Origin of the sequence: Streptomyces sp. NPDC058619 (assembly GCF_042717785.1) — a bacterium.
Classification (GTDB): Bacteria; Actinomycetota; Actinomycetes; order Streptomycetales; family Streptomycetaceae; genus Streptomyces.
Genome location: NZ_JBHXQN010000019.1, coordinates 115523 through 140656, shown reverse-complemented (window position 1 = coordinate 140656; position 25134 = coordinate 115523). Strand labels below are relative to the sequence as shown.

The following is a 25134-nucleotide window of genomic DNA, read 5'->3' as shown; positions in this document are numbered from 1 at the left end:
CGCCTCGAACAACTCCGCAAGCGTCCCCGCCGGCACCTCGGTAGCCGTGTCGTTCCACTCCACCAGCAACCGCCGACGCTCAGCCTCGTCCAGCAGATCGGCTCGACCGACAGGGTCGGTGGCTGGTGCGGCGGCGAGCCAGTGAACGACGTTCAGAAAGCGCCGCAAGACGTCGGCGGTGGACGCCGCTTCGTGGAGATCCGGATTGACGTCGACGTTGATCTGGAGGCCGGACCGGTCGTAGACGTCGATCCGCATGCCGTCCACAGGGCCGGTGGCGAGGTTGTGCGCGGTGACGGGAAGGTCGCCGAATTGCAGGTCGTAGTCGAACGCCATGACATTGATGTGGAGACCGCACAGAACGCGGTCGACCATCTTCAGGTCGCGGAGGATCTCCTCGTGGCGGTAGCGCCCGTGGCGCAGACCCTCGCGAACCGCGCGGGAGGTCTGCCGGACGGCATCGGCCACCGTGGTCCACGGATCGAAGGTCACCCGGATCGGGAGGACGTTAGAGGTCATGCCCGGGATGCCGGCCTCGCGGTACCCCGATCGTCCTCGTACAAGGACTCCGATGACCACGTCACGGGCTCCGGTGGTCCGGTGTTCGTGGACGGCCGCGGCGGTGATCAGCAAGCCGGCGAGGTTGGTCTTCAGACGGCGCGCGGCCGCCTTCAGGGCTGCGGCCTCCTGCGCGCCGACACCATCAGCTGTGCGGACGGGAGCGCGCTGGGAGCGTGGGCCCACGTGAGCAGCGCCAGCGAGAACGTCGTCGGGCAGGCCCGCCAGGGTGTCGTTCCAGTACTGCCGGTCCTGCTCGATCTCGGAGGACGAACGATAGGCACGTTCGGCATCGAGGAGCACGGAAACCGGCCCGAGGGCGCCGTCGTTCAGGTCGCGGTCTTCCAGGAGGGCGTTGTAGATGTCAGCGCCGCGAGTGGCGAGCACCGCGCCGCCCCGCCCATCCATGACGAGGTGGTGCGCGCTGGCAAACCAGAAGTGCAGGTTCTCAGCGAGCTTGATGACGGCTTGGGACGAGAGCGGGCCTCCATCGAGTTCCGCTGGGCGGCGCAGGTCTGCGCGCATCCACTCCTCGGCGGCCGCACGCGGGTCGGACTCGTCGCTGAGGTCGACGACCTGGATGGGGTAGTCCCGCTCGTCGTGCACGTACTGCCAAGGAGTTCCGTCGATGACACGGATGCGCAGCCGCAAGCTTTCAGCCTCGTGCAGCCTGCGCCGGGCAGCTTCCACCAGGAGTTCGGGCTTGACCGCGCCGCGGATCTCCAAGTATTCGGCAGAGTGGAAGCCTCGGTTTTCGGGAGCGAGTTGCTGCGCGTACCACACCGCCAGCTGACCAGTCATCAGTTCCCGGAGCCCAGCCTCGGATGTAGACATACCCGCATACTCCAATCGGTTCGCGTCATCGACTGGAACAGCAGGGGCCCGCCTCCGTCAGGGCGTGCCGCATTACCGCCCAGCCCTCTGGATCAAGGCTTTTACCTGGTGGTTCACGCTGAATGGCGACCTCGCCCAGCAACAGGGCAGGTGGGTCCGTCACACCGCCGCCGGGAGCAGGCGTCCGATCGCGGACCGCTCCGGGCCGTAGGGCCCCGGCACACGCCCGGGACCGGTGTCTGCCGGTCCCGGACCGTGGCCTTGGGGACTACTTCCCTTCCATGGCCGCGATCAGGCTATTGGGACGCAGGTCGGTCCATGTCGTCTCGACGTAATCGAGGCACTCCTGGCGCGAGGCCTCCCCGAAGGCCTTCTCCCAGCCGTCGGGTACGTCGACAAACACCGGCCACAGCGAGTGCTGGCCCTCTTCGTTCACCAGGACCAGGTAGTTGGCATCGGGGTCATCGAACGGATTCGTCATCGCGTTGTCCTCTCTGGGCAATGGCATGGACGCATGGTCAGTGGACTTCACCAACGCATTTCCGGCCGACGGAAGATACATGTCGGCAACTTGTCGTGGTGATGGGCGGGCCCGGAATCCACATACCGTCCCGCCATCTCACGGGACATCACGACTGCGGTGGTGATCCACTATGACGCAGGGTCGTGCGGTTGCTCAACGTCTGGACACGCACTGCCCGCACGCCCCCCTACCTGCGGCTCTCTGAGAGCTACGCACAGTTCAACTGTGTCCATGCGTCAGTTGAACATCTGCTCGGACGGCGTGCTCTTGACGGCTTGCGAAAGGTCGTGCCAGCGTGAGACTTGATTGGGGGAATTTCATTCGCACCGCTGCCTAACTCCGCGGACGGAGTCGATGCCGGCCGACTACGCCAAGAGCGATCCGTCGCGCACCAGCCGTTCATCCGCCGCTCTTTCGGCGCGTACCCAACTCCTCGATCGAGTTCGTTTCTTCTGTTCCGGGGTCCAAGAACACGTGTGAGGCATCCGTATGCGCAGTGAGCCGGGCGAGCAGCCGGAGATCAATCTGGTGGATCCCACGCTCTATTCGGACGGCAACCCGTTTGTCCAGTGGCGGTGGCTCCGCGACAACGAACCCATGTACTGGCACGCACCCACGGAGCTACCCGGCTTCTGGGCACTGACCCGGTACGAGGATGTACGCACGGCCTACCGGGACTCCGAGACCTTCAGCTCGGCCCAGGGAATCCTCCTGCGGCCGACCGACCACGGCGCCGACCCCGGGGGCGGGCGCACCCTTGCCCTCACCGACCCTCCCCGACACCGACAGCTGCGCGGCCTGGTCGACTCATGGTTCGCGGTGCGGTCGGTGCGCGAGCTTGAGGCGGAGATGCAGGACGTGGCCCGCACCGTGGTCGACTCCGCTCTGGAACGCGGCAGCTGCGACTTCGTGACGGACATTGCCGCGCGCGTGCCGCTGTACGTGATCTGCAAAATGATGGGTGTCCCGGACTCCGACTGGGAGCGTCTCTACACGCTGACGAGTCAGGCCTTCGGTGCTGGCGACCCGGCCACCCGCAGGTTCGCCCATCTGGAGATCATGGGGTACTTCGAGGAGCTGCAGGCAGAGAAGGCGGACGATCCGGCCGACGACCTGGTGAGCGTGCTGGCCACGGCGAGCATCGACGGCGCCCCCCTCAGCACCGAGGACATCATCCTCAACTGTAACAACCTGCTCGTCGGCGGTACCGAGAACACGCGCATCGCCGCCTCCGGGGGCATGCTGACGCTCCTGGAGCACCCCGAGCAGTGGCAGCACCTCTCGGAAGATCCGTCACTCCTGCAGCCGGCCGTCGAGGAGATCCTCCGCTGGACCTCCACCGCCACGCACATCATGCGTACGGCGGTGCGACCAGTGGAGATTCACGGGCGCCGCGTAGAGGTGGGCGACCGGGTCACCTTCTGGCTGCCCTCGGCCAACCGGGACGAGCGGATCTTCGAGAATCCGGACCGGTTCGACATCACCCGCAAGCCCAATCGGCACCTGGCTCTGGGCTTCGGTGAGCACTTCTGTATCGGCAGCATGCTGGCGCGGGCAGAACTGCGTGTGCTCTACCAGGAGTTGTTGACCCGGTCAATCCGGGTAGAGCTCGACGGCGAGCCGAAGCTGCTGGATTCGATCGTGGTGAACGGGCCGGAGCGATTGCCCGTCAAACTGACCGCAGCGTGAGCGCTCCTGTCCGACTGTTCGGCCCCGCCGCAGAGCGAACGCCCCGGCCCCCGAGAGGGGGCCGGGGCGTTCGCTCTGCGGTGCGACATCCGCAGGCACACGGATACCTGAACCCTGTGATCAGCTGTGCCGGTCCAGCAGTTCGGTCGACGAGGCGGCGGAGAAGCGCCCGACCTTCTCGATGACATCGGAGCTGTACAGGCGCAGCGACTGCTGAAGCGCGAACTCGGCCATGTACTGGCGGAACGCCTCGGGCGACTCCTCGGCGAGGTTGAGCATCCGGCGGTTGGCGAGAACTGCGGAGCCCTGGAAGCGCTCGACGGCGCGTTCCACGGCGGCCTCTAAATCGCCGTGATCGTGGACCTCGTCGATCAGCAACCCTGCGTCGGGTTCGCGGGCGAAGATTCGCCTGCCCTCCAGGATGATCTGCCGGGAACGACGGGGGCCGACCGCCCGCGTCAGCCGGTAGTTGGCGGCTCCGGGGATGATTCCTTCCTGCGCGGCGGGCAGGGAGAGGTAGGCGTCCGCAGCGGCGATCACATGGTCGAAGGCCAGCAGAAGCTGGCAACCACCACCGATGGCAAAGGTGTCGACCACACCGATCCACGGCTTCTCGATGCTGCGAGGCCGCCAGGCCGAGCCGTCGTCGGTCAGGACGCCGCGCACCAGCTTGTGGATGTAGCCGAGTTCGCGGCGCAGGAGGAAGTCGGTCAGGGAGATGCCGCCACCGTGCAGTGTCTTCAGATTGATGCCGGCGCTGAAGACGCGCCGTCCCCGGTATCGGGGGTGGGTCATCTCACCGCCGCGTACCAGGCCGACTTGCACGGCCGGGTCGAGGAGGGCGAGGTCGACCGCGGTCTCCATGTCGTCAACCTGCTGGTTGTCCTCCGCGTTCAGCGAGTCCTCGCGGCACAGGGTGAGGCGGGCCACGGCCCCCGTGCGTTCCAAGCGTACGGAGGTGAGTTCGGCCTTGCCGGAGCGGCTGAACTCGGGGAGTAGGGCGAGGGCGCGGGGAGTTGGGCGCAGCATCGCGTCGAGCAGGTGCGGGCCTGCGTGCGGCGAGCGCAGGACGTGCTGCAGGAAAATGCCCTGGTCGATCTCGCGGCCTTCCTTCTGGGCCTGCGGCCGGGCACGCTCGTCGATCAGCTGTTCGTCGGTGGGTACGAGGCCGGGGAAGGCCTCGGCCGCGACACGGGCGAGTTCGGTCACCCTCAGATGTCGGTTGCGGCCGGCCGTGAGTTCGTCGTAGACGGCGTCCACGTGGGTCTCCAGGAACGCGGCGCGCAGCGTGCGGGTGGCATCGATCGCCGCCCAGGCGAGGGCGCGATGCTCCGGAGACCGGTGCTCCGGTGCGGGTAGGGCGTGCAGTTCCTCGTCGGTGTGCTGCACCGCGCGGGCGATCACCGTGCGCGCCTGGTCCAGGCCGGCCCGCACGGCTCGCAGGTCGTCGGCGGTCGTCATGCCGCAGCCTCGGCGCCAGCCCGGCGCAGGGTGAGGTCACAGGCCGCCAGGTGGGCGCCGAGGGCCTCTTCGAATCCAGTGCTTGTGGCGTCGAACATCAGCTGGCGGCGGATCGCCAAGTCGCTGCCGGAGAGAGCAGCGGTGCGCCCGGTAAACCGGGCGAGGCTGCTTGAGACGTCGTCGCTGACTTCGTTGATCAAGTGCAGGGCGAGGGCCTCAGCGGCCTCGATGGGAATACCGAACAGCAGGGCCCGGCGGATCGCAGCGGCGCTCGCTGCGTGGTTGGCGAGTCGGTACAGGGCCATGCCCGGCCACAGGGTGCCGTCGGCCGGGGTCATCGTCAGGCGAACGGATCCGGTGGCGATGCGATAGTCGGTCGCCAGGAGCGCGTCGAGGGCGAGACCGCCGCAGTCGCCGTCGGCCACGGCGATGGTTGCGGCGGGCAGGCGCTCGAGCCGCCGCAGCGCGCGCTCCCACTTGCTGACCGGGGCCACCGTCAGGTCATCGGTCCATGGCGCGGTCGGGGCACCGGAGACCTGAACGATCACGTGGCCCTGTCCGGCGCCGTCCTCGGCACGGTCACAGACGGCAGTGACGGCCGCGATGACGTCGGCGGACAGGGGCTTGGTTCCATCGATCCGCAGGACCAGGGCGTCGGCCTCGGGCTGCGCGTCGATCTCGGAGATAGTGTTCATGACACCGTTCATCTGCTCGTTGTTCACCATTGCACCAGCGCTGTTTCGATGGTCGAGCCGGGGCCCATGGTCATGAGGACGCCGTAGTCGCCGACTTGAACGGCCCCTTCCTGGAGCAGCCGTTCGTAGGAGAACAGGAACGAACCGCTCGACAGGTTTCCGTAGTCACGCAACACGCCGGTGGTGTGGCGTACGTCGTGGCGGGTGAGGCCGAGGTTGATGCGGACCGCGTCGACGACCTTCTTGCCGCCGGAGTGCACGAGCCAGTGGCGGATCTCGCTGCGGCGCAGTCCGGCCCCGTTCAGGAGACGGTCAACGACCTGTTCGGCGTTGGCACCGACTACGTAGGGGACCTGCGGGTCCAGATAGAAGCTGAACCTCCCCTGCTCGTCGTCCCAGTCGTAGCGCATGGCGCCGATGGCGTCGGGGATCAGATGGCTGGCGAAGCCCAGGATCCGCGGGCCGCCGGGTGCGGCGGGCACGTCGGCCGGGGGGTAGGAGGTGTCGGGGGCATCGGCCATCAGGACTATCGCGGCGGCGCCGTCGCCGAAGAGGCTGTTCACCACCGCGGTGCGCAGGGTGTCGTCGATCAGATAGGCGGCCGAGCAGGCTTCCGTACACAGCATGACGGCGACCTTGCCGGGGTTGGCTACTGCCCAACTGGCCGTGGCATTGAGCGCATTGAGCCCGGCGTTGCAGCCCATGCCGACGACGTCGACGCGGCTCGTCCGCGTCGGGATGCCCAGGTCTCGGATGAGGTGGGCGCTCAGGCCTGGGGTGAGGAAGCCTGTGGTGGTGGTACAGCACAGGTAGTCGACGTCGGTGACATCAAGGCCGACGTTGTCCAGGGCGGCCCGCACAGCGCGGCCTCCCATGTCGAGGGCGAGGCGCTTGTGCTTGGTGAGGAGTTCGCCCTGGACCTCGCTGCGCAGGGCGCCGTCGGCGTCCCGTGGCGGGAGAGTGAGGAAGCGGCGTTCGATCGCGCTGTTGAGGAAAACCGAGCGGACCTTGGCATCCTCGATGGCAAAGAGATCGAGCACTTCGCGCTGGGTGTAGGAGTGCTCGGTGGTGGCGGTGGCGACCCCGGCGATCCGGGCGGCGCCGGCGGTCTTGCCACGGCCCGGGTCCAAGGCGTCCAGGACGCCTGTGCCGGAGTCTGTCAGGTAGGCGGTCATCGATACTTCCACCCCCACATACGAGGCCTGCTGCGGTTACGGGACTGTGCTGTCGACACGCTGATCACTTTCCGGTGGGCGATGGACACGGACAGGTCGGGCCGCGGTCAACCGCGGCCCGAGGCCTCAGCTCTGATGAAGTGCGCGAGCCGGGCGATGCCCTCGACGATGTCGTCGTGGGTCAGATAGCTGATCGAGAGCCGGAGGCTGCGGTCTCCGCCGCCCTGAGGATGGAAATAGGACATGGGCGTCCAGATGACGCCGTGCTCCTCCGCAGAGCGCACCAGTGCGGCGTTGTCAGCAGGAAAGGGAACGTCGAGGCCAAGGAAGAATCCGCCCCCGGGCTCGTTCCAGCGCACGCCGAGTGCCACCCGATCCCGCTCGGGGAAGTTCGCGTCGAGCTCCCTGAGTACGGCCCTCATGGCCGCGCCGTAATGGGCGGAAGTCTCGGTGTTGAGGTCCGAGGTCCGTCCGTCGGCGGCGAGCAGCATGCCCCCCACGACAGCCTGGGCCAGCGGCGAGGTGTTCACGGTCACCATGCTCTTGAGCTTGGTGAGCTCGTCGGCCAGCAGGCCGGCGCTGCCCTCGCGGTCGACGACGGGCTGATCGGCGACGACGAACCCCACCCGGGCGCCGGGAAACAGGGTCTTGGAATAGGAGCCGAGGTGGACCACGCGCTGGTGCTGGTCGAGTGACTTGAGGGTCGGCACCTGCTGTCCGGGGCTGACGAGCCGATAGGGGCTGTCCTCCAGGACCAGGATGTCCTCCCGGGCGGCCAGGTCCAGCAACGACTGTCGTTCCTGGAGTGACATGGTGTGGCCTGAGGGGTTGGAGTGGTCAGGCACCACGTAGAAGACGCGGGGACGCCGACCACGGGCGCGCTCGGCCGCGAGCGCCGTCTTCAGGTCCGCACAGTGGAATCCGTCGGCGCGCTCCGGAACCGGGGTCGGGTCGAAGCCCAGCATGCTGGCGACGCCGGTAATCCCCGGGTAGCAGGGGCTGGACACCAGAAGCACGTCCTCGGGCGTCGGGACGAGCGCGCGCAGGGTGAGGAACATCGCCTCCTGACAGCCCACTGTGACCACGACGGCCTCGGGCGGCACGTCGATGTTCTCGTCCTTGCGCAGCGAGTCGGCGATCAGTTCGCGGATGCGGCCGGCGGTCGGACCGTACTGGAAGAGCGCGTCCCGGATCTCGGCGGGCGAGGCTCCCTGCTCCTCCAGGTGCTGCAGGTACCGGCGGATGTGCGTGAAGATCTGCTCTACATCGAAGAAGCCATCGTACGGGCGGCCCGGGGCGAACGAGATCGTCCCGGGGTAGCGGTGAGTGATCTCGTTCAGGAAGTTCATGGTGTCGAGCACCGGGTCGGAGAGGCTGCTGTGCAGCTCTTCCTTCTTCAGCCGGGTCGCGGCCACGGGGGTGCCTCCCAGGAGGCGGACGACCGGTCCGGTCGTCCGCCTCAGTCGTAGGGATGGGTGGAATCGCGCCTGCCTACCAGCGCCATTCCTGCTGGCCGTAGAGGTGGCCGGCCTTGATGTCGCGCTCCTTGCACCAGGTCATGAACTCTTCGATCTGCTTGATCTGGTACGTGTCCTCGGTGTACGTGGTCGCCATGACGTGACCGAGCCACGGCTCCTCGCCCATGGCGTACACGTACGCCTCACGGGCGCCGAGCTCCGTCATGATGGCCGCGGCCTGCTCCGCGTTCGACCCCGACAGCTTCCGGGAGTGGCTCATCTTCTTGGAGACAGGGATGGTCAGCAGCGCCTGGTACAGCCACGTCAGCGGCGCGCCGTCGCACTCCATGCCGAGGAACGCGATGTCGGCCGTACCCAGGTGCTCCTTGACGTAGCGGTACAGCGTCGGGTCGATTCCGGAGGAGTCGGCGCCGATGTAGACCTTCTTGCCCGCGAACTCCGCCCAGTACGTGGACTTGGCGCGGATGTCGAGGTCGCAGTGCTCGCCCAGGAACGGCGTGGCTGTGATCTTGCCGCCCGGGAACTCCACCTCGTCGAAGTCGTCGACCTCGATCACCGGGAAGCCCTGGTGCTTGAGCATGAGTGCCATGGAGGGGTCGGACAGGTTGCCGCGTGAGGAACGCGGCACCACGATCGCGCCCACGCGCCCGCGCAGTTGGAGCAGCGTCTCCAGGACGATGTGGTCCTGGTGCCCGTGCGTGATCAGCACCAGGTCGATGAAGTCCGGCAGGTCGTCGAGCGTGTACCGGTCGCCGGCCGTGTTGTCCGCGCTGATGAACGGGTCGGTCACGATGGCGGCCTCGGGCGTCTGCAGCACCAGGCACGCGTGCCCGAAGTACCGGATGCGGCCGCCCGCCTCGATGTGCCGGTCCGGCGACAGGCTCGGCCGGTCGGAGAGCAGTCCCGACAGCTGCTTCGCCTGCGCGTCGTCGAGCTCCAGCGCTTCCCGCAGCTTCGCCAGGGTCGTCGGACTCACGCGCGCCTTGAACAGCTCCTCGAGGCCCTGGTGGCGGAACGGCAGGGGCAGTTCGAGCACGTCCGGCGACGGCAGTCGCGGCGTGCTCAGGATGAAGGGACGCTCGTAGCCCGGCTCGAGGGACAGCTGCACCGACTGGCGCGCCTCGGTGTACACGCGGCTCTTGTAGACGACCGGCTCCATGAAACGCATCTGCGCCTGGTTGTCCGTGTCGTACGCCAGCTCCACCAGGCCGTTCAGCTCCGAAGGCAGCTTCGGGTACAGCGGCGTCAGATCGAAGCCGGTCGCGTTCGCCCGGAGGATTTCCTGGCCCGAGGAGATGGCCTCGGCGAACGCCAGCATGTCCGCCCGGTCCCGCTTGATGGCCGCCAGCAGGTCACGCACCTCGTCGGCGCGCTCTTCGGGAATATTGACGAAGTACCCGCCGCGCAGCTCCGGGTTGCTGCTCGCCGCAACATGAACCTTCGGGGACTGCAAATAGGATTCGAGCATCGGCACTTGCAGGAACGCAAGATTCATCGCCGCTTGTATGGGAGCCAGCGTGTGCGGCCAGGCAAAGAACCTGTCGACCAGCGGCTCAACTATGGCCTTCGAACGCAGAAACAACGGCTCATTCGACATCTGCCCCACCTCTCGTCGAGATTTTCACGGGATGGTTCGTCCCGGGCAGTGCGAATGTTGACTCACTGCTGGTGGAACGCTGGACTGCGGAGACCACAAAGGGAGCACGTAAGCCGGACACGTCGGCATGCCTCGTCCCGCAGACCACCCGAGCGCTAAGGACAGCACTATGGCGCGGGACCCCGAAGATGATCAATAGCGTCTGAGGACCTGAACAGTGCCCGGCAGGAGTTCAAGTGCGGCAGTGCGGCAGTTGAACATGCCCGTTCTTGGCTCTTACGGGCGCGGGCGGGAAGATGAGCCACGCTTGCCCGGTCTTGCGCAAAGTCACACGCACATCGAGTGACTCTCCGACACGACATTCGAAATTCGCCCGCAAAAGGGGGTGTCAGCTCGGTGACCGACCCACGAGAGCCGGAGGTTCTGTATGAGAAGAGGGGGCATGTCGCTCATGTGACGCTCAACCGGCCAACTGTACTCAACGCGATGAATCTACGGATGCACGAGAAGCTGGCCAAGGTCTGGGACGATGTCGAGGCCGATGACGAGGTGCGGCTCGCCGTGCTGACCGGAACGGGCAGCAGGTCCTTTTCTGTCGGGCAGGACCTGCGCGAGCGGGCCGAGCTCGACCGGCAGGGGGTGCCGGCGTCGACCTTCGGAAGCCGTGGTCAGCCGGGCTGGCCCCGCCTGACCGAGCGGTTCACCCTGTCCAAGCCGGTCGTCGCCCGCGTGAACGGCTATGCACTCGGCGGAGGCTTCGAACTCGCCCTGGCCTGCGACCTCATCATCGCCTCCGATCACTCGGTCTTCGCCCTCCCCGAGGCGACCCTCGGCTTGGTGCCGGGCGCCGGAGGAGCGTTCCGGCTGGCGCGGCAGATCCCCCTCAAGACCGCGATGGGCTACCTGCTGACCGGCCGCCGGATGAGTGCGGCCGAGGCGCTGCGCCTCGGCCTGGTGAACGAGGTGGTACCGGAGGAAGAGCTCGACGCGGCCGTCACGGCATGGACCGATGCTCTGCAACGCAGCGCTCCATTGTCATTGCGCGCCATCAAGGACGCCGTGATGCGCTCCCTGGACATGCCGCTCCCCGACGCCTTCGTCACACCGTTCACCTGGGAGGAGCGACGCAGGCACAGTGCGGATGCCGTCGAAGGCCCACGGGCGTTCGCCGAGCGGCGTGAACCTCTCTGGAGCGGGCGGTGACAATGGCGAACGGCTGCGCGCGACAGACGTGTCGATGCGACGAACACGGCCGCGGCAGCGATCGCGAAGCGCGCCGGCCGCACGTCTCGGCGTTCAACTGCACCGTCGTGAAGGCTGCTCTCCGCTGGTCCTGGGATGTGGGGTGAGTTGGGAATCAGGCGACAGCAGAGATCACCGGCCTCGGCGCCTGTCGGCCGGCAGCGGGGTCTTTTTGGGCAGCCGCCTGCGGGGAAGTCCAGTACACAGCGGGCTTGATCGCGAGTGGGATAGCAGATAGTTTCCTGGTCGTTGCGGCAGATATCTATTCGCGCCTGTTCCGCCTCAAAGACCGCTGCAGGCGGCACTGTTCGGCGATCGCACGGACCTGATACGCGTTCCCGATGCGTCGGCCGTCGGCGAATCACCATCCGGCATCCGTCCCGGGTTGAGCTATTTCAGTACCGGACTCATACGGATATCGACGGCACAATCCGGCAGCAGCTGACGGCCGTGAATTCACATATTTGAGTGAGAGGAATCCACCCATGTACGTCGAGTACCTCACCAACCTTCTCAACACCGTCTACAAGGTCCCCGGAACGATCGACCCGGAGAAGTCGTTCCTGGAACTCGAGGTGGACTCGCTCTCCCTGGCAGAACTCAGCGCGCACCTGGAGGACGAACTCAACGTGCCCGTCGACGAGGAGAACCTGAGCGCCGCAACCACCGTGGCTGAACTGGCCGCGCTCCTGGAAGCCCACGGCGCGGTCATGCCGGCATGAGCTCCGACAGACAGCATGGCCACCCGGATGTAGTGATCACGGGTATCGGCATGGTCACTCCGGCCGGAGTCGACACCGACACGTCCTGGAAGGCTACGTGTGCTGGACAGCCAGCAGGCGCTACCGACCCGAGACTCGTCGGCGCCCCCGTGGACTTCAGCTGCCCCGTCACCGGGTTCGATGCGGACGAGCTGCTCGGCGTCGAGGCCCGCCGCATGGATCCCTTCACGCAGTACGCCCTCGTTGCTGCCCGCGAGGCCTACATCGACGCGCAACTGGCCGACGGAGACCTGGACCCTTCCAGGGTCGGCGTGGTGCTGGGCACCGGCGTCGCCGGCCTCGGGACCTGGCAGGAGCAGGGCGCGCGGTTTGGCGCCAGAGGGGCACGCGCGGTCAACCCGCTCACCGTCCCGAAGGCCATCGGCAACATCGCCGCAGCCACGGTGTCCATGGAATTCGGCCTGCACGGTCCTTCGCTCAGCGTGGCCACCGCCTGCGCCACCGGCACCACGGCTTTGGGTCTCGCCCTCGACCTGCTCCGCGCGGGCCGCTGTGACGTGGTGCTGGCCGGTGGCACCGAAGCTGCCATCTCGCCTCTCGTATCCACTGCTTTCGACCGGCTGAAGGCGCTGTCCCGACGCCGTGACGCCCCTGCGCTCGCCTCCCGGCCGTTCGACGAACATCGCGACGGATTCGTCCTGGGAGAGGGCGCCGCCGTGCTCGTCCTGGAGCGTGCGGCAGTTGCCAGGGCACGAGGACGAAGCGCCTACGCACGGGTACTGGGCTACGGCGAATCCTCGGACGCCTACCACCTCACTGCGCCCCGGCCCGACGGCCAGGGCGCTCAGCTCGCGCTGCAGAAGGCGCTCGATGACGCACAGGTACGCCCGTCGGACGTCACGCTCGTCAATGCCCACGCGACCAGCACACCCCAGGGCGATGCGATCGAGGCCCGCGTCATCGAGAACCTCTTCGGACGAAACGCTGCGGTCACTTCCACCAAGGGCGTGACGGGCCACATGCTCGGCGCCGCCGGAGCCGTGGAGGCCGCGTTCACCGCTTTGTCGATCAAGCAGGGCTTGATCACGCCCACCGCCAACTTCCAGACCCGCGGTGCCGATATCCCGGAGATCGACATCGTTCACGGCACCCCGAGACACATCCCCGTGTCCATCGCCGTCAGCAACTCTTTCGGCTTCGGCGGACACAACGCAGTCATCGTTCTGGGGAGCACCAAAACATAAAGAAACACAAATACACCTAGATCGGATTCGTCATGGAATTCAGCCTGCTGTACTTCGCAAATCGTGAAGCAGAAGACCCGCCACAGGAGTACGAACTACTGATCAAGGCGGCAGAATTTGCTGATGCGAATGATTTTACAGCCCTCTGGATTCCAGAGAGACACTTTCACCCGTTTGGCGGGGCTTACCCGAACCCCGCCCTTGCCGCCGCAGCACTCGCCACCAGGACTCAAAGAATCAGGTTGCGAGCAGGCAGCGTGGTCCTGCCCCTGCACGACCCGCTAACGGTGGTCGAGAACTGGTCCTTCGTCGACAACCTCTCCTACGGCCGCGTCGATCTGGCCTTTGCCGCAGGATGGAATCCGAACGACTTCGTGCTGGCTCCGGACCGGTACCCAAACCGCAAGGAATACACGTTCGATGCCATCGACACGGTCAGGAACCTGTGGGCAGGCAAGCCGGTATTGCGGGAGAACGGGCAGGGCGTGGCGTTCGAAACACGGACCTACCCCCGCCCCGTCCAGCCTGAACCGAACCTGTGGTTCACCTGTACTTCCAGCCGGAGTTCCTTCACCCAGGCGGGCGCGCGAGGCCTGAACGTCCTCACGGCTTTGTTGTTCCAGAGCCCAGAGGAACTGGCCGAAAACATCGAGCACTACAGGGCGTCCCGCGAACAGCACGGCCATGATCCCGCTGCAGGAAAAGTCACGCTGATGCTGCACACCTTCGCCGGAGAGAGCGACAGCTCGGTGAGAAAGATTGTGCGCAAACCCTTCATCAACTATCTGCTCTCCTCCATCGACCTGTGGAAGGGGCAGTGGCCAGAACTGCAGGACGGGAATCCGGAGCGGCTGGCCAGGCTGGCTTTCCAGCGATACTTCCTCACTTCGGCCCTGTTCGGTTCGGTCGGCAAATGCACGGCATTTGCTGAGCGCCTTGAGGCTGCCGGGGTGGACGAAATCGCCTCACTGGTAGATTTCGGTGTCGAAGCAACGGAAGTACTCGCCGCACTCCCTTATCTCGACCAGGTCCGACGCAACCTCGCGAGAGGCACGGATACAGCCACCAGTAGCCGGTGAAGCACAGGCGGGAGCCGGGCCCCGAGTAGTATTTGGGCAGGGTCCCGCCTGCCCGCGCGCCCGCACTTGCGGGTTCTCCTTCTCCCTCACGCCGGCTTCGCCCGCCCTACGCTGGGCGGCCTTCTCGGCACCAGCACCCACGTGCGAAGGGTCTCGTGGTAGACAGCCCGGTCCTTGGCCACCGACACGTACGAACCACCGAACGTGGCCTGGTACAGCGCAGCTGCATCGGCCCGGAACTCAGGCGAGCACTTCGACGTCCCCAACGGGAACGCCTGCCCTTCGGATCTTCACGATCCTGCGATCAAGGTGTCCACGATCAAATAGTTACGCCCGGCCTTGTACTCCTGCCGGTCGAAGGCTGACGGTCGGCCACCGGAGCGGCCGTGGACCCCAGCCTGGGCAGAGACTCGAGACGGTTTCCCCGGCAGTTCAACTCACCGGATCCCGTGGCCTTCGCGCGTGACGACGACGCTTTGCATCCCGAACTCCCCCGAGTCGATGTCGAGGAGGAGCTCAGGAGCTGCCCGACGGTCAATGCGGGACCGGCGCGGCCACTGCCCCGACGGGTCACTGACCTCCTCGTCTACCTCATCAGGTGAATATGAACGTGAACCGCCTCGGCAGCAACGCACCGCAGACCGGTCGGCTGTCGGCGGGCGCAAGTGTGGCGGTATGGGCTCTGGACACGACCTCGGGCGTGGTCGGCGGGCACCCGGTCGCTGAGGCTCTGCCGATGCTGGACACCGTCGAGCGGGACCGGGCCGAGCGGCTGTTCCTGGAGGGCGACCGGCGCCGCTACCTGGCCTCGCACGTGGGCCTGCGCGTGCTGCTCGGCGGCTACCTCGGGATGGCCCCGGCACAGGTGGCGTTGGTCCGCGAGAACTGCCCCTGCTGTGACGGCCCGCACGGCCGGCCCGCCGTGGTCGGCGGCGCACTGCACTTCTCCCTCACACACAGCGGCGACGTGGCCTACCTCGCCTTCGCCGGGGTGCCGGTCGGGGTCGATGTGGAGGGGATTCCGAGCGCGGATGCGGTCGCCGACGTACTGACCACCCTGCACCCGACGGAGATCGCGGAGCTGACCGCGCTTCCGGAGCCGGACCGCCGGGCGGCGATGGGACGGTTATGGTCCCGCAAAGAGGCCTACCTGAAGGCCACCGGTACCGGCTTGGCGCTTGGCCTCGCGGAGCCGTACGTCAGTTCCGCACACACCCCGGCCGAGATCCCCGGCTGGACCCTGACCGACCTGCCGGCCCCACCCGGTTACGCGGCAGCCCTCGCCCTCCGCGCCACGGACCGGGCGTCGACCTCCGCTTCCGCCTAACGATCTCGCACATGGTCAGACCGGGTCCGCGCTAAGGCGCACAAATTGGCAGACTATCCCCGGTTAGCCAAACCGAGGATCCGCCGGATCATTGGAGATCCACCGCCACCCATGCCCGAACCGCCGGAAGGCACAACAACGCCACACCCCACAACTTCATCCCCTGACCCGCGGGCACCGTCGACCCGGCAACGCCTGTACTTCGCTTCCGTCGCCTTGGCGCGCCGAACGCGGGCCACAGGCCGCTCCGAGTGCGGCATGGGCGTCTTCATGCCGGTTTCCTCCGGCTCGGCCGCGTATCGCGGATCCTCCGGATGGTGACCGTGCTCCAGGTAGAACTTCCCGGCCCGCTGACCTCGGTCCGCGCCTCCCCGCCGCGGCGTACGACGACCAGCAGTCCTCGATCGCGCAACGCGTACGCGGACAGCCGTTCAGCCGACGCCACGCCAGGCTCCTCGCCGGCATCCAGCCGCCGCAGGAGCTCTCGCTGGCGGTCTTTCAACGGGGACCAGCGGTGCATGCCCGTCTCACGCTCTCACCAGCAGATCCCCCCTGTACCCAATTCCCTGCTCGTACGTGTTCCGCGAACAAGTACCGGAGGGCGGCAGCGCAGCGGTGCTCCACTACAGAGCGTGTGCGCGGGAAGAGCTCGGCCAACGCCCGGATAAAGTCGGCATCCGGCCCGCCGCCGCATGCAGAAAGCCGCTCGCGAGCAGGCGCGCAGCCAGGCCCGAGGGGCGGCGTTTCGTCGTTGACGCATCGTCAGGAATCAAGCCCGGCGTGCGTCAAATGAGCGTCACGAGCGTCAGATCAGCGTCAAGATATCGCCCGTAACGCCCGCAACACACATAATGCGCACCGACAAACCTGCAGGTCAGGCGCCCTTCGTCACCGGCTCCAGGATCGCAACGCACTCCACGTGGTGCGTCATCGGGAACACGTGGGGCCAATCAGCGAGCCGCCCGCTCTGTGCTTCACCGTCCACCTCGGCGTTCTGGCCCGTAGGGACTCCACCCCTTCACATATGCCTTGAGCTCGTCTGGCGTCGGCTCCCTTGGAGTTGGCATTTCCGGAAGCCGGTTCAAGGGGTCGATCGCACACACGAATTCACGTGCCCACTCCAACCAGCGTCTGGCCGATTCCAGAGCCGGCCAGTCCACGGCGCTGCCCGGTTCGGCAATACGACGTTCCAGAGCATCGCAGTACTCACCGAGTACGGCGGCCTCCTGCCAGCGTCCGGCCTCCTCGCGAAGCACCTCCGCGAGTTGCTCCCGAACAGCTCGCTTCTTCGCCTCCTCCATGGCCGTCCGCCAGCGAACCTCACGCTCCGCCCCGGCCCGCTCCTCGCTCTCCCTGCGCTGAGCATCTTCCAGCGCTCGCGCCTCGATCTCCCCGAGAATTGCGCCCAACGCATCCTCAAGCACCCGCGCCTTCCGATCGCGCCAGCGGCCCGGCCGACCGGATCGGCCATGGTCAAGCTCGACGACGAGGCGCGCGGAGCGCTCCGGATTCGTGGACTGCGGGAACTCCTGCCCGACAGTGACGGTGCACACGAAGCCGTCGACCACCACGTCCAATCCGCCCTCGCGCTGCGAACAGTACGACCGGCCATGCCTAACCTCGTACCCTCGCCGTACCGCCTCGGCAGCCAGCGCCTGCAGCATCAGGAGTGACCGGCGACGGAGTACCGAGGGAATGACCAGCTGTCCATCATCATCCCTGAGCGCCGTCACAGCCGGGTGGAGGGATCTCAGTCGTGTGGGGACCGGAACCACCGGGGCGTCGGCCTTCGGCCGCTGACTCCGTGAGTTGGGATGCGGGCCCTCGGCGAGAAACAATTCCAGCCCACGTGCGCCGAAGCGGGCCTTCTCGATGCGTCTGCCTTCCGGTTCCAGGCCGTGCCGCTTCGCGTAATCGACGACCCGCCGCCATTCTGCCACCTCGTCGTCATCGGGGTCGGCAAGGCGGACCCGCCCCTCGGCGACCATTCGATCGACCAGCTCCTGGGCCTTCGCCCGACGAGTACGCGCGAGGGGCCGTTCACTGTATGGCGTCGGACTGCGCTTTCGACCCATTGCCTCGCGCTGTGCTCCGCCTTTCGTCGGCCCCGAAGGCCCGACGGACGCCATCTGAACGCCGTCGTCCGCGAACACCGGATCGTCGGGATGACGGCCATGCCGAAGGTAGAACCGGCTGGCCTCAGTGACCTCCACATGGGCATCGCCACCCCTCTTGCTGACGGTTAGCAGGCCACGGTCGCGCAGGGCATAAACCGAGCGCCACTCCCCCGGTGCCAAGGCTCCAGGGCTTTCACCGGCCGCGAGCCGCTCCAGAAGCGCGCGCTGCCGTTCGTTCAAGGCGGACCACCGATGCATGAGCCCCAGCCCACACCGCCCCCTCTCACTCTGCATAGAGCCGAAAGAGTGACCATCGGCAGTGGGAGTCCCCTGGGACTTTTCTGGGACTTCCGGCTGCATCAACGGGCATGAGTGTGAAACAGCCGAAAGGCCATCTGCCCAGGTCAGCGACGCGCAGCCGTCCAGCGTGGCAGGTCACGGGGCCGGCTGGTCTCTTCCGCGACATCTGACAAACGGATGCCGCCGCACCCTCTGACCTGCCAATACAGAGGCCATTAAGGGATGCGGCGGCGTCTGTGGGACTTCTCTGGGACTTTGGGCCCAGGCGGGCGTTCCTGGGCTCCCCTCCCGGCTACCCGAACACGGCGTCGATGGCGGCGGTGCCGCGGGCGCCCGCGCGGGGCAGGAAGTGCGCGTACTTCCTCAGGGTAAACCCGGGGTCGGAGTGTCCCAGCCACTGGGCCGGAGAGACAACTGACTCACCGGGCTCCGGCTGCTCGGAGGCGTGGAAATGGCGCAGCGCGTGGAAGCCGTGCTCCGGGGAGGGCTCCCAGACACGCTTGCCGTCCGCGCGCCCCTCCAGGCCACCGATCACGCCCGCCTTAGCCAGCGCGGGTTTCCAGACGTAGGAGTTGCAGTAGTTCCGGTCGACCGCCTTGCGCTCACGTCCGGTCACGAGCAGGTTGTACGTCCTCGGCCGACGGTGCTCGGCCTCCACCGCCGTCTGCGGGAGCCTCGGGTCGTCCCAGGCCATGGTTACTGGCACTGGTGCATACGTGTCCGCGTACCGTCCGGCTGCTTGCGCCACGCTGGATGGCAGCGCCACGTCCCGGACCTTGCGGCCCTTGGGGAGCGCGAAGCACAGCCTCGCGTGCACCATCTTGACCTGACGCCGGAGGTGGACGACCCCCTCGTCGAAATCGAAGTCGTCCAGGCTGAGCTTGAACGCCTCCCCCTGCCGCAGTCCCAGGCCCGCGCCGATCTCGACCAGGATCCGGTAGCGCTCGGGCATCGCGGCGCGGACCGCCAACACGCGGTCCTGCGGCCACGACTCCAGCCTGCCCGCTGCCGCAGCCGGCGGACGGACAGTTTTCGCACGGCACGGGTTGCGTGCGAGTCGGCGGTCTTCGACCACCCGCTGGGCATCGGCCGTCCCGCTCCGGTCGGACGACCCGGTGTGACCGGGCCCGGTCGTCCGGCCGGGCGGCGCTCTGGGAATACGGCGCCGTTGTCAGGCGCGGGCGCCCGGGTCGTGCATGCTCAGGGACGCCTTGACCGCTCGGGCGTACGGGCCTTCCCACCACGGGATCGTCTCGACCAGCACCGGCTTGGTGCCGGACGCCAGGACGAGTGCCCGGCCGGGGGGCATCGCGCCCAGGTCGGAGACCTTCAGGACGCGGTCGTGGCGTACGGACTCGTTCATGGTGCGGTTGCCGGACCAGCCGCCGGTCTCGGACTCGCGGGTGGTGGTGAACTCGCGCAGCTCGTACTCGCCCGCCAGCTCGGACAGGTCGCCGAGGAAGCGGGTGTCGGAGACGCCTCCGCCGTAGACCCGCACGTTCGCGGCCGACCAGAGCTTCTCCATGCCGCGATCACCCCACACCTCGACGCCCTGGGCCCAGGACTGGAGGATCGTCATCAGGATGATGCCGCGCGAGCCGTAGTGCGAGTACAGGTCGGGCAGGGCGCGCCAGCGGCAGACGTTGGCCGCCTCGTCCAGGACACCGACCAGCGGGCGCGCCAGCCGGCCGCCGCGCTGGGTGGTGGCGTACTCCTCGGCGGCCTCGACGACGGCCACGGTCAGGGCGGTCACCAGCGGGCCCGCCGAGTCACTGCCCTCGCGGGAGAGCGAGTAGAGGCTGGAGTCGCTCCGCACGAACTCGCCGGGGTGGAACTGAGGACGGTCGTCGTCGTGGGAGTTCGGCGTCACCCACCGGTTGACCTCGGGGTTGACCAGGCAGGACGCCATCTGCTGGGCCACGCCGTAGATGCCGCTGCGCTGCTTGTCCGGGGCGGTGATCACGCCGGCCAGGGAGTCGGCCGGCATGAGGTGTCCCGCGCCGCGCAGTATGCGCTCCGGGGTGTCGTCCTTCGGGTTGGCCAGCCAGGTGTAGATCTGCGTGATCGGGGACTTGGCGGTGGCCGCAGCGAGCAGGAGGTTGGCGAGCAGGTCCTGTCCGGCCGGGTCGAAGAACGCGTCGGTGGAGGCGTCGGCGTCCCGCGAGCCCGACGCGAAGTGGTCGGCCAGCTTGCGGGCCTTGGCGACGTCGGTCACGTACGACAGCGGGTTCCACCACCAGGTTGGCGGCTCCTGCGCCACCTGCTGCGGGTCGAAGACCCAGACCCGGCCGCGCGCTTGGCGCGGGCCGCGCGTGGCATCGACGATGTCCCGCTTGTTGGAGGTGACGAGCACCGCGCCGGGAGCGTCGAGGATCGCGGGGATGGCGCGCCGGGTCGTCTTGCCGGTACGGGGTCCCCAGATGTCGACGTGCATGTCCTCGAAGGAGCCGAACAGGGGCTGCCGTCCCCGCAGGGAGCGGCCGATGAAGACGCCCGGCGAGCCACTGTCCACACCCAGGCGTTCGGCGGTGGCGGCGGCTCCCTTCATGGTGAGCTTGCCGAGTTCCTCGCCGTGGGCGAGGTGGCGGGCGGCGCTGTCGACGTCCGGCTTGTTGCGCATGCGCTGACGGATCCGGTACACCGCGGTCGCGGCCCCGGCGAGCAGCACCACTTCGCCCGCGGCCACCGCGTTCGCCGCGCCGTGCGGCCAGGAGTAGTCACCCTTGACCAGGGACACCGCGAAGGAGAACGGGTTGCCCGGCGGCGTCGGTTCGCCGCCGAAGGACGCGCCGAGTCGGGCGGCGAGCCAGGCACCGCAGAGCAGGGCCAGGACCGAGCCGACGAGCATGGCGATCTCCATCGTCCAGTCGTCGTCGGAGCGGGGCTTCTTCTGTTGTGGGGCGGTCATGGTCAGGACTTTCCTTCCGCTGGAGCGGCTGTGGCACGGAAGACGAAGAGACCTTGCTCGTCGCGGAGGATTCCGTTTCCGTTGCTGGTGAACTCCGGGATGTCGTCGTACGGAGTGAGGAGCGCCCCGGTACGGGCGTTCAGCGGCTGACGGCCGTCCGTATCCGCCGAGCCGGAGCCGGAGCCCCCGGACGGGCGCATCGCGGGCATGACGCTCTCGAACTCCGCGCGCTGCTCACTCGTCGCCGCGCCGAGAAGGCGGGTGACGAACCAGCGGGTACCGGCGTCGTCGCTCGCTCCGCGGTGCGGCGCTTCCTCCGTGAGCACCACGGCGTCGCCGACCACGCGGCGGACTGCCGCGCCGGACGCATCCGTACTCTCCGTCGCGCCGGGGCAGCTCGCTCGTGGGTCCCCGCTCATGCCGCGGTCCCACACGGGCTGCCCGAGAAGTCCCGGGTCCGCCCTGCCCCCGTAGACCGGGACCTTCGCCGGGCCGGTGGCCGTGGGCTCGGCTCGCTTCGGCGCGCCACCGAGCGGTCCTTCTCCTCCGGGCCACCGCAGCCCGCGGCCAGTCCCAGGGCCAACACGGCACCGCTCACGGGCGCGAGCGCGCTGTGCCTGTGCATCGACTTCCCTCTCCGCTACGCATGCTCTCCGCCGCCCTCGGTGGGATTGGTGCCAGGCGGGATCGGCACCCGGTACACGCCGGTGATGGCGCCCTGCACGTCCCAGGTGCTGAACTCGACGTTCTTGCCGGCGCGGGGGGCGTGGAGGATCTTCTTGCCGGCCGGGTCCCACACGATGCCCACGTGCTCGGAACCCCTGCTGCTGGGACGGAAGAAGATGATGTCGCCGGGCTGCGCCTTGTTCAGGTCGACCTTGTACGGACGGAGCTTGTCCTCCTGGTCGTAGGTGACCGCGCCGATATTGATCTTGCCGCCGCTGGCCTGGTAGTAGATCCACTGCGTGTAGCTGGAACAGTCGAAGGAGACGGGACTGTCTCCCTGCAGCCGCGGGGCTCCCCAGACGTACGGCTGCCCGATGCCGCGCTGCGCCCAGCGCAGTGCCCCCCGCACCACCGGGTCGTCGGCTCCCGGCAGTACGCCGGTCACGGTGCCGTCCGGGGGAACCGCGGTGCCCTTGCCGTTCTTGGCGCAGTTCGCGTACTCGGCGTCCTTGCCCGTGCTGCCGTCGCCGCCGGGCACGGTGCCGTAGTCGGGGTTGGCCGAGACCTTGCCCTGCAGCCATCCCTGCGGGTCGACCATGCCGGGACCGCTGTCCTGGCCGGGTACGAAGGGGTTGTCGACGCCCGGGAGGCGGACCTCCCAGTGCAGGTGCGGGCCAAAGGAGTTGCCCGTGTTGCCGACGGTGCCGATCTGGTCGCCGCGCTTGACGGAGGCACCCTGGGTGACCATGGCCTTCGTCTGGTGCGCGTACAGGGTGACGACGCCGTTGGCGTGCTCGATGTGTGTCTCGTTGCCGTACGAGCCGCCGCTGCTCACCTTGATGACCTTGCCGTCGGCGGGTGCGTAGATCGGCGTACCGCTGTCGGCCCGCAAGTCGAGACCGGTGTGGTAGCCGAGGCTCCAACTAGGGCCGTTCTGGTGGTACTTGGTGCCGACCGTGTACGAGCCCTCCTTCAGCGGCCACTGCCAGCCCTTGCCGTCCTGGGCCGGCGGCTCCGCAGGCAGGAGCAGGGGGCGGGAGAACGCCACGGTCTGGATCCGGCTGCCCCGGGAGTCCTGGCCGGCGGTCGGGTCTTCGCCGTACGAGGCGGCCTGCGTCTGCCCGGTGTCACCGCCGTAGGGCGGGGTGGACCAGGACCGCGGTGAGGACGCTTTGATGCTCAGGGCCTCGGTGGGCTGGGCGCCGTTGCCGACCGGCGCGGGGATGTCGGACTGCTGGCCGAGGGCGGGAAAGGCGGGGTTCTTGTCGACGGTCGCCTTCAGGTGCGCGTACCAGCCCTCGATGAGGCTCTTCTCGCCGGTGAGGTTGCCGCGGTAGCGGGCCGACTGGGTGAGGACCACCCTCGGGTAGACGGTGTTGTCGGCGTTCGAGCCGGAGTACTTCAGCAGCGCCTTCCAGGGGTTCGTCTCGACCTTCATCGCGTGCAGGAAGTTGGCTGCGGCGAACGCCGCGTCGTCGATGTTGTAGAGGTCCTTCTTGCCGTCGTTGTTGCCGTCGGCGCCGTAGTCGTGCCATGCGTCGTTGCCGAACTGGAGCAGGCCCATGTAGCCGGCGCTGTTCTTGCCCCCGGGGGCGGCGGACGGGTCCTGGCCGTACTTGGTCTCCTGGTACATCTGACCGGCGATCATCGTCCAGTCGAGGCCCTCGTAGCGGGCCGCTGCCCGCATCGAGGCCAGGATCATCCGCGGGGGTATCTCATTGCGGGCCGTCTCGCTGGGCAGGTAGATCTTGCCGGCCGGCATGATCGGGTTGGTGGCCGCCTGGTCGCCCGAGTTGCCCCCGGCGGCGTTCTCGGCGTAGTTGCCGCAGGCCGCCTGGGCGGAGCCGCCGCCGAGGCCGCCCACCAGAGCACTGATCATGACGATCGCGACGAAGCCGACACCGCCGATCGGGACCAGGCCGCCGGCGCCGACGAGCAACAGCATCTTGCCGTTGCCCTTCTTCTTACCGCCACCGCCACCGCCCTGGCCTCCGGCCATCTGGGCAGCCATCTTGGCCGTCTTGGCCACCTTGACCGCCTTCGACGCGGCCGCCAGTACGGCAGGAGCCACCATCGAGTCTCACTCCCCCGCTTCGTCGGATGCGCCCACGTTGCCCAGGCCCTGCAGGTTGAAGGCCGAGACCTTCCAGGCGCCGGCCTCCTTGCGGGAGCTCACCAGCCAGGAGTTGGTCTCCGTACGGGTCTGCTTGCCGTCCTCGGTACGGGTCGCGGTCACCGAGACCACGCTGGACACCAGGCTGCCGCCGCCGTTGACGAGGTCCTGGGCGATCATCCCGTCGCGGACCACGGTCGCCTTGCCGGCGGACGTGCACCGGACCGTCTGGCAGGTGGCCCAGTCCTTGCCCGTGGGCAGGACCGACAGCTCCCTCATCTGGTCGTCCCGCACCGTGAGTTCGAGCAGGGGCTTCGACCAGGTGGCGCTCTGGTCCGTGTACTTGTACGTGCTCAGGCCGGCCATGTAGGCGGCCATGGCGCGGTGGGCCTCGGCCAGCTCCTCCGGCGTGACGATGGGCGGGACGGCATCGGCGCCGCCCGCACCGGCCTGCTGGTCCTCGCCGCCGGAGCCGCCGCCACCGGCCGTACCGGCGTCCTTGCCCTGCCCGGCCGTCGGGGAGGGCACGCCGTCGGGCGGGTTCTCCGTGTCGTCGTCGCCGTCGAAGACGGTGAGGACGACCAGGGAGACGATCAGCAGAACGCCCAGGATCGCCAGGGCAAGTGCCGCGCTTCGCTTGTTCTCGGCAGGTGACTCCACCGTCCCGGGCCTCCCTCAGTCAGGTCGCCCGGACACGGTAGGGGGAGGGACGGTGGATGGCGCAGGCCATTTCCTCACGAGGAAAGACGAGGAAAGAGCGAGGAAAAGTCCGGGGGTTCGGGCCGGGGTGCGGGTGCGAAGCCTGTGCGAGGCATCGGTGAAGGCGCCCCCGAACCCTCACCGGTCCTGCTCATGGCGCGGGCGCGTCGGGGTTGCCCTCCTCGGGGCCGTAGGGATCGACGGGCAGTGGCTCGAAGGGGTAGGCCGTATGGCCGTCCTTGGCCGAACAGGCTGCGAACGGGCCCATGTCCACGTCCATCAGCACCCGCAGGTGCGGATCGGCGTGGTGAAGCCACCACGTCGACATGCCGAGGGCCGGGTCGTGCCGCAGGTGCTCCCAGGCCAGCCAGAGGGCGGAGAGCCGGGCGCCCGCCTCGGGATGCTCCCACCAGCGGGGGCACCAGGTGGCGGTGGAGCCGTTGACGCGGCGCCGCACCATCTGTGACAGGTATTCGGAGACGAAGACGAAAACGTCGGCGAAGTAGAACTCCACCTCGCCGTCGGACGCCTGCTGCGTCTCGGCGGTCGTGCTCATGCGTGAGCCTTCCATGCGGGATGTCGTCGGTCGACGGATACGGGGCCGGACGGGCGGCAGTGCGGCAGTGCGGCAGTGCGGCAGTGCGGCAGTGCGGCAGTGCGGCAGTGCGGCAGTGCGGCAGTGCGGCAGTGCGGCAGTGCGGCAGTGC

20 protein-coding genes are annotated in these 25134 nt (G+C 67.9%); 6 read left to right on the top strand and 14 right to left on the bottom strand.

Annotation, left to right across the window (positions count from 1 at the left end):
* The coding region (locus ACFWTC_RS20495) for a condensation domain-containing protein (RefSeq protein ID WP_384074282.1) at nucleotides 1–1392 on the bottom strand (1392 nt) is incomplete at its 3' end.
* 268 nt (nucleotides 1393–1660) lie between these two features.
* The gene (locus ACFWTC_RS20490; RefSeq protein WP_384027839.1) at nucleotides 1661–1873 is read right to left on the bottom strand and encodes an MbtH family protein; all 213 of its coding nucleotides are present in this window, start codon (nucleotides 1871–1873) and stop codon (nucleotides 1661–1663) included.
* Between the two features lie 531 nt (nucleotides 1874–2404).
* Between ACFWTC_RS20490 and ACFWTC_RS20485 the strand changes: the two genes are divergently transcribed.
* Nucleotides 2405–3604: a cytochrome P450 gene (locus tag ACFWTC_RS20485; RefSeq protein WP_384027835.1), complete on the top strand. Its 1200-nt coding sequence runs from the start codon at nucleotides 2405–2407 to the stop codon at nucleotides 3602–3604.
* A 120-nt stretch (nucleotides 3605–3724) separates the two neighbouring features.
* Here the strand turns inward: ACFWTC_RS20485 and dpgC are convergent, their stop codons facing one another.
* The 5 genes from dpgC to ACFWTC_RS20460 form a co-directional block, all read right to left on the bottom strand.
* Nucleotides 3725–5065 (bottom strand): (3,5-dihydroxyphenyl)acetyl-CoA 1,2-dioxygenase DpgC, encoded by a 1341-nt coding sequence (dpgC, locus tag ACFWTC_RS20480; RefSeq protein WP_384027834.1) that lies wholly within the window; start codon nucleotides 5063–5065, stop codon nucleotides 3725–3727.
* Nucleotides 5062–5790, bottom strand: coding sequence for an enoyl-CoA-hydratase DpgB (dpgB, locus tag ACFWTC_RS20475; protein WP_384027833.1), 729 nt, complete (start codon nucleotides 5788–5790; stop codon nucleotides 5062–5064). Before dpgB ends, dpgC begins: the two co-directional genes overlap by 4 nt.
* Nucleotides 5784–6935, bottom strand: a complete 1152-nt coding sequence (gene dpgA, locus ACFWTC_RS20470) for a 3,5-dihydroxyphenylacetyl-CoA synthase DpgA (RefSeq protein ID WP_384027832.1) — start codon at nucleotides 6933–6935, stop codon at nucleotides 5784–5786. Before dpgA ends, dpgB begins: the two co-directional genes overlap by 7 nt.
* 107 nt (nucleotides 6936–7042) lie before the next feature.
* Nucleotides 7043–8350, bottom strand: a complete 1308-nt coding sequence (locus ACFWTC_RS20465) for a PLP-dependent aminotransferase family protein (protein ID WP_384027831.1) — start codon at nucleotides 8348–8350, stop codon at nucleotides 7043–7045.
* A 76-nt stretch (nucleotides 8351–8426) separates the two neighbouring features.
* The gene (locus ACFWTC_RS20460; protein ID WP_384027830.1) at nucleotides 8427–10010 is read right to left on the bottom strand and encodes an MBL fold metallo-hydrolase; all 1584 of its coding nucleotides are present in this window, start codon (nucleotides 10008–10010) and stop codon (nucleotides 8427–8429) included.
* Between the two features lie 396 nt (nucleotides 10011–10406).
* Between ACFWTC_RS20460 and dpgD the strand changes: the two genes are divergently transcribed.
* The 5 genes from dpgD to ACFWTC_RS20435 all read left to right on the top strand — a co-directional run bounded on the left by dpgD (nucleotide 10407) and on the right by ACFWTC_RS20435 (nucleotide 15624).
* Nucleotides 10407–11213 carry an enoyl-CoA-hydratase DpgD gene (gene dpgD / locus ACFWTC_RS20455; protein ID WP_384027829.1) on the top strand — a complete coding sequence of 269 codons (807 nt, stop codon included), beginning with the start codon at nucleotides 10407–10409 and terminating at the stop codon, nucleotides 11211–11213.
* Nucleotides 11214–11737: 524 nt separating this feature from the next.
* On the top strand, nucleotides 11738–11974 hold the full coding sequence (locus ACFWTC_RS20450; RefSeq protein WP_384027828.1) for an acyl carrier protein: 237 nt from the start codon (nucleotides 11738–11740) through the stop codon (nucleotides 11972–11974).
* Nucleotides 11971–13218: a beta-ketoacyl-[acyl-carrier-protein] synthase family protein gene (locus ACFWTC_RS20445; protein ID WP_384027827.1), complete on the top strand. Its 1248-nt coding sequence runs from the start codon at nucleotides 11971–11973 to the stop codon at nucleotides 13216–13218. The genes ACFWTC_RS20450 and ACFWTC_RS20445 overlap by 4 nt, the downstream gene beginning before the upstream one ends.
* A gap of 32 nt (nucleotides 13219–13250) precedes the next feature.
* Nucleotides 13251–14297, top strand: coding sequence for a MupA/Atu3671 family FMN-dependent luciferase-like monooxygenase (locus ACFWTC_RS20440; RefSeq protein WP_384027826.1), 1047 nt, complete (start codon nucleotides 13251–13253; stop codon nucleotides 14295–14297).
* Nucleotides 14298–14901: 604 nt separating this feature from the next.
* Complete coding sequence (locus ACFWTC_RS20435; protein WP_384027825.1) at nucleotides 14902–15624, top strand: 4'-phosphopantetheinyl transferase family protein; 723 nt, start codon at nucleotides 14902–14904, stop codon at nucleotides 15622–15624.
* Nucleotides 15625–16598: 974 nt separating this feature from the next.
* Here ACFWTC_RS20435 and ACFWTC_RS20430 read toward each other — a convergent pair.
* The 7 genes from ACFWTC_RS20430 to ACFWTC_RS20400 form a co-directional block, all read right to left on the bottom strand.
* The gene (locus tag ACFWTC_RS20430; protein WP_384027824.1) at nucleotides 16599–17981 is read right to left on the bottom strand and encodes a hypothetical protein; all 1383 of its coding nucleotides are present in this window, start codon (nucleotides 17979–17981) and stop codon (nucleotides 16599–16601) included.
* A gap of 352 nt (nucleotides 17982–18333) precedes the next feature.
* Nucleotides 18334–19011, bottom strand: a complete 678-nt coding sequence (locus ACFWTC_RS20425) for a tyrosine-type recombinase/integrase (protein ID WP_384027823.1) — start codon at nucleotides 19009–19011, stop codon at nucleotides 18334–18336.
* Between the two features lie 201 nt (nucleotides 19012–19212).
* Entirely contained in the window at nucleotides 19213–20949 is a 1737-nt protein-coding gene (locus ACFWTC_RS20420; protein ID WP_384027822.1) for a type IV secretory system conjugative DNA transfer family protein, read from the bottom strand.
* Between the two features lie 2 nt (nucleotides 20950–20951).
* On the bottom strand, nucleotides 20952–21293 hold the full coding sequence (locus tag ACFWTC_RS20415; protein WP_383919621.1) for a hypothetical protein: 342 nt from the start codon (nucleotides 21291–21293) through the stop codon (nucleotides 20952–20954).
* A gap of 296 nt (nucleotides 21294–21589) precedes the next feature.
* On the bottom strand, nucleotides 21590–23689 hold the full coding sequence (locus ACFWTC_RS20410) for a peptidoglycan DD-metalloendopeptidase family protein (RefSeq protein ID WP_384027821.1): 2100 nt from the start codon (nucleotides 23687–23689) through the stop codon (nucleotides 21590–21592).
* 6 nt (nucleotides 23690–23695) lie between these two features.
* Entirely contained in the window at nucleotides 23696–24388 is a 693-nt protein-coding gene (locus ACFWTC_RS20405) for a hypothetical protein (protein ID WP_384027820.1), read from the bottom strand.
* Nucleotides 24389–24578: 190 nt separating this feature from the next.
* Complete coding sequence (locus ACFWTC_RS20400; protein WP_384027819.1) at nucleotides 24579–24983, bottom strand: DUF4913 domain-containing protein; 405 nt, start codon at nucleotides 24981–24983, stop codon at nucleotides 24579–24581.
* Nucleotides 24984–25134: the final 151 nt, after the last annotated feature.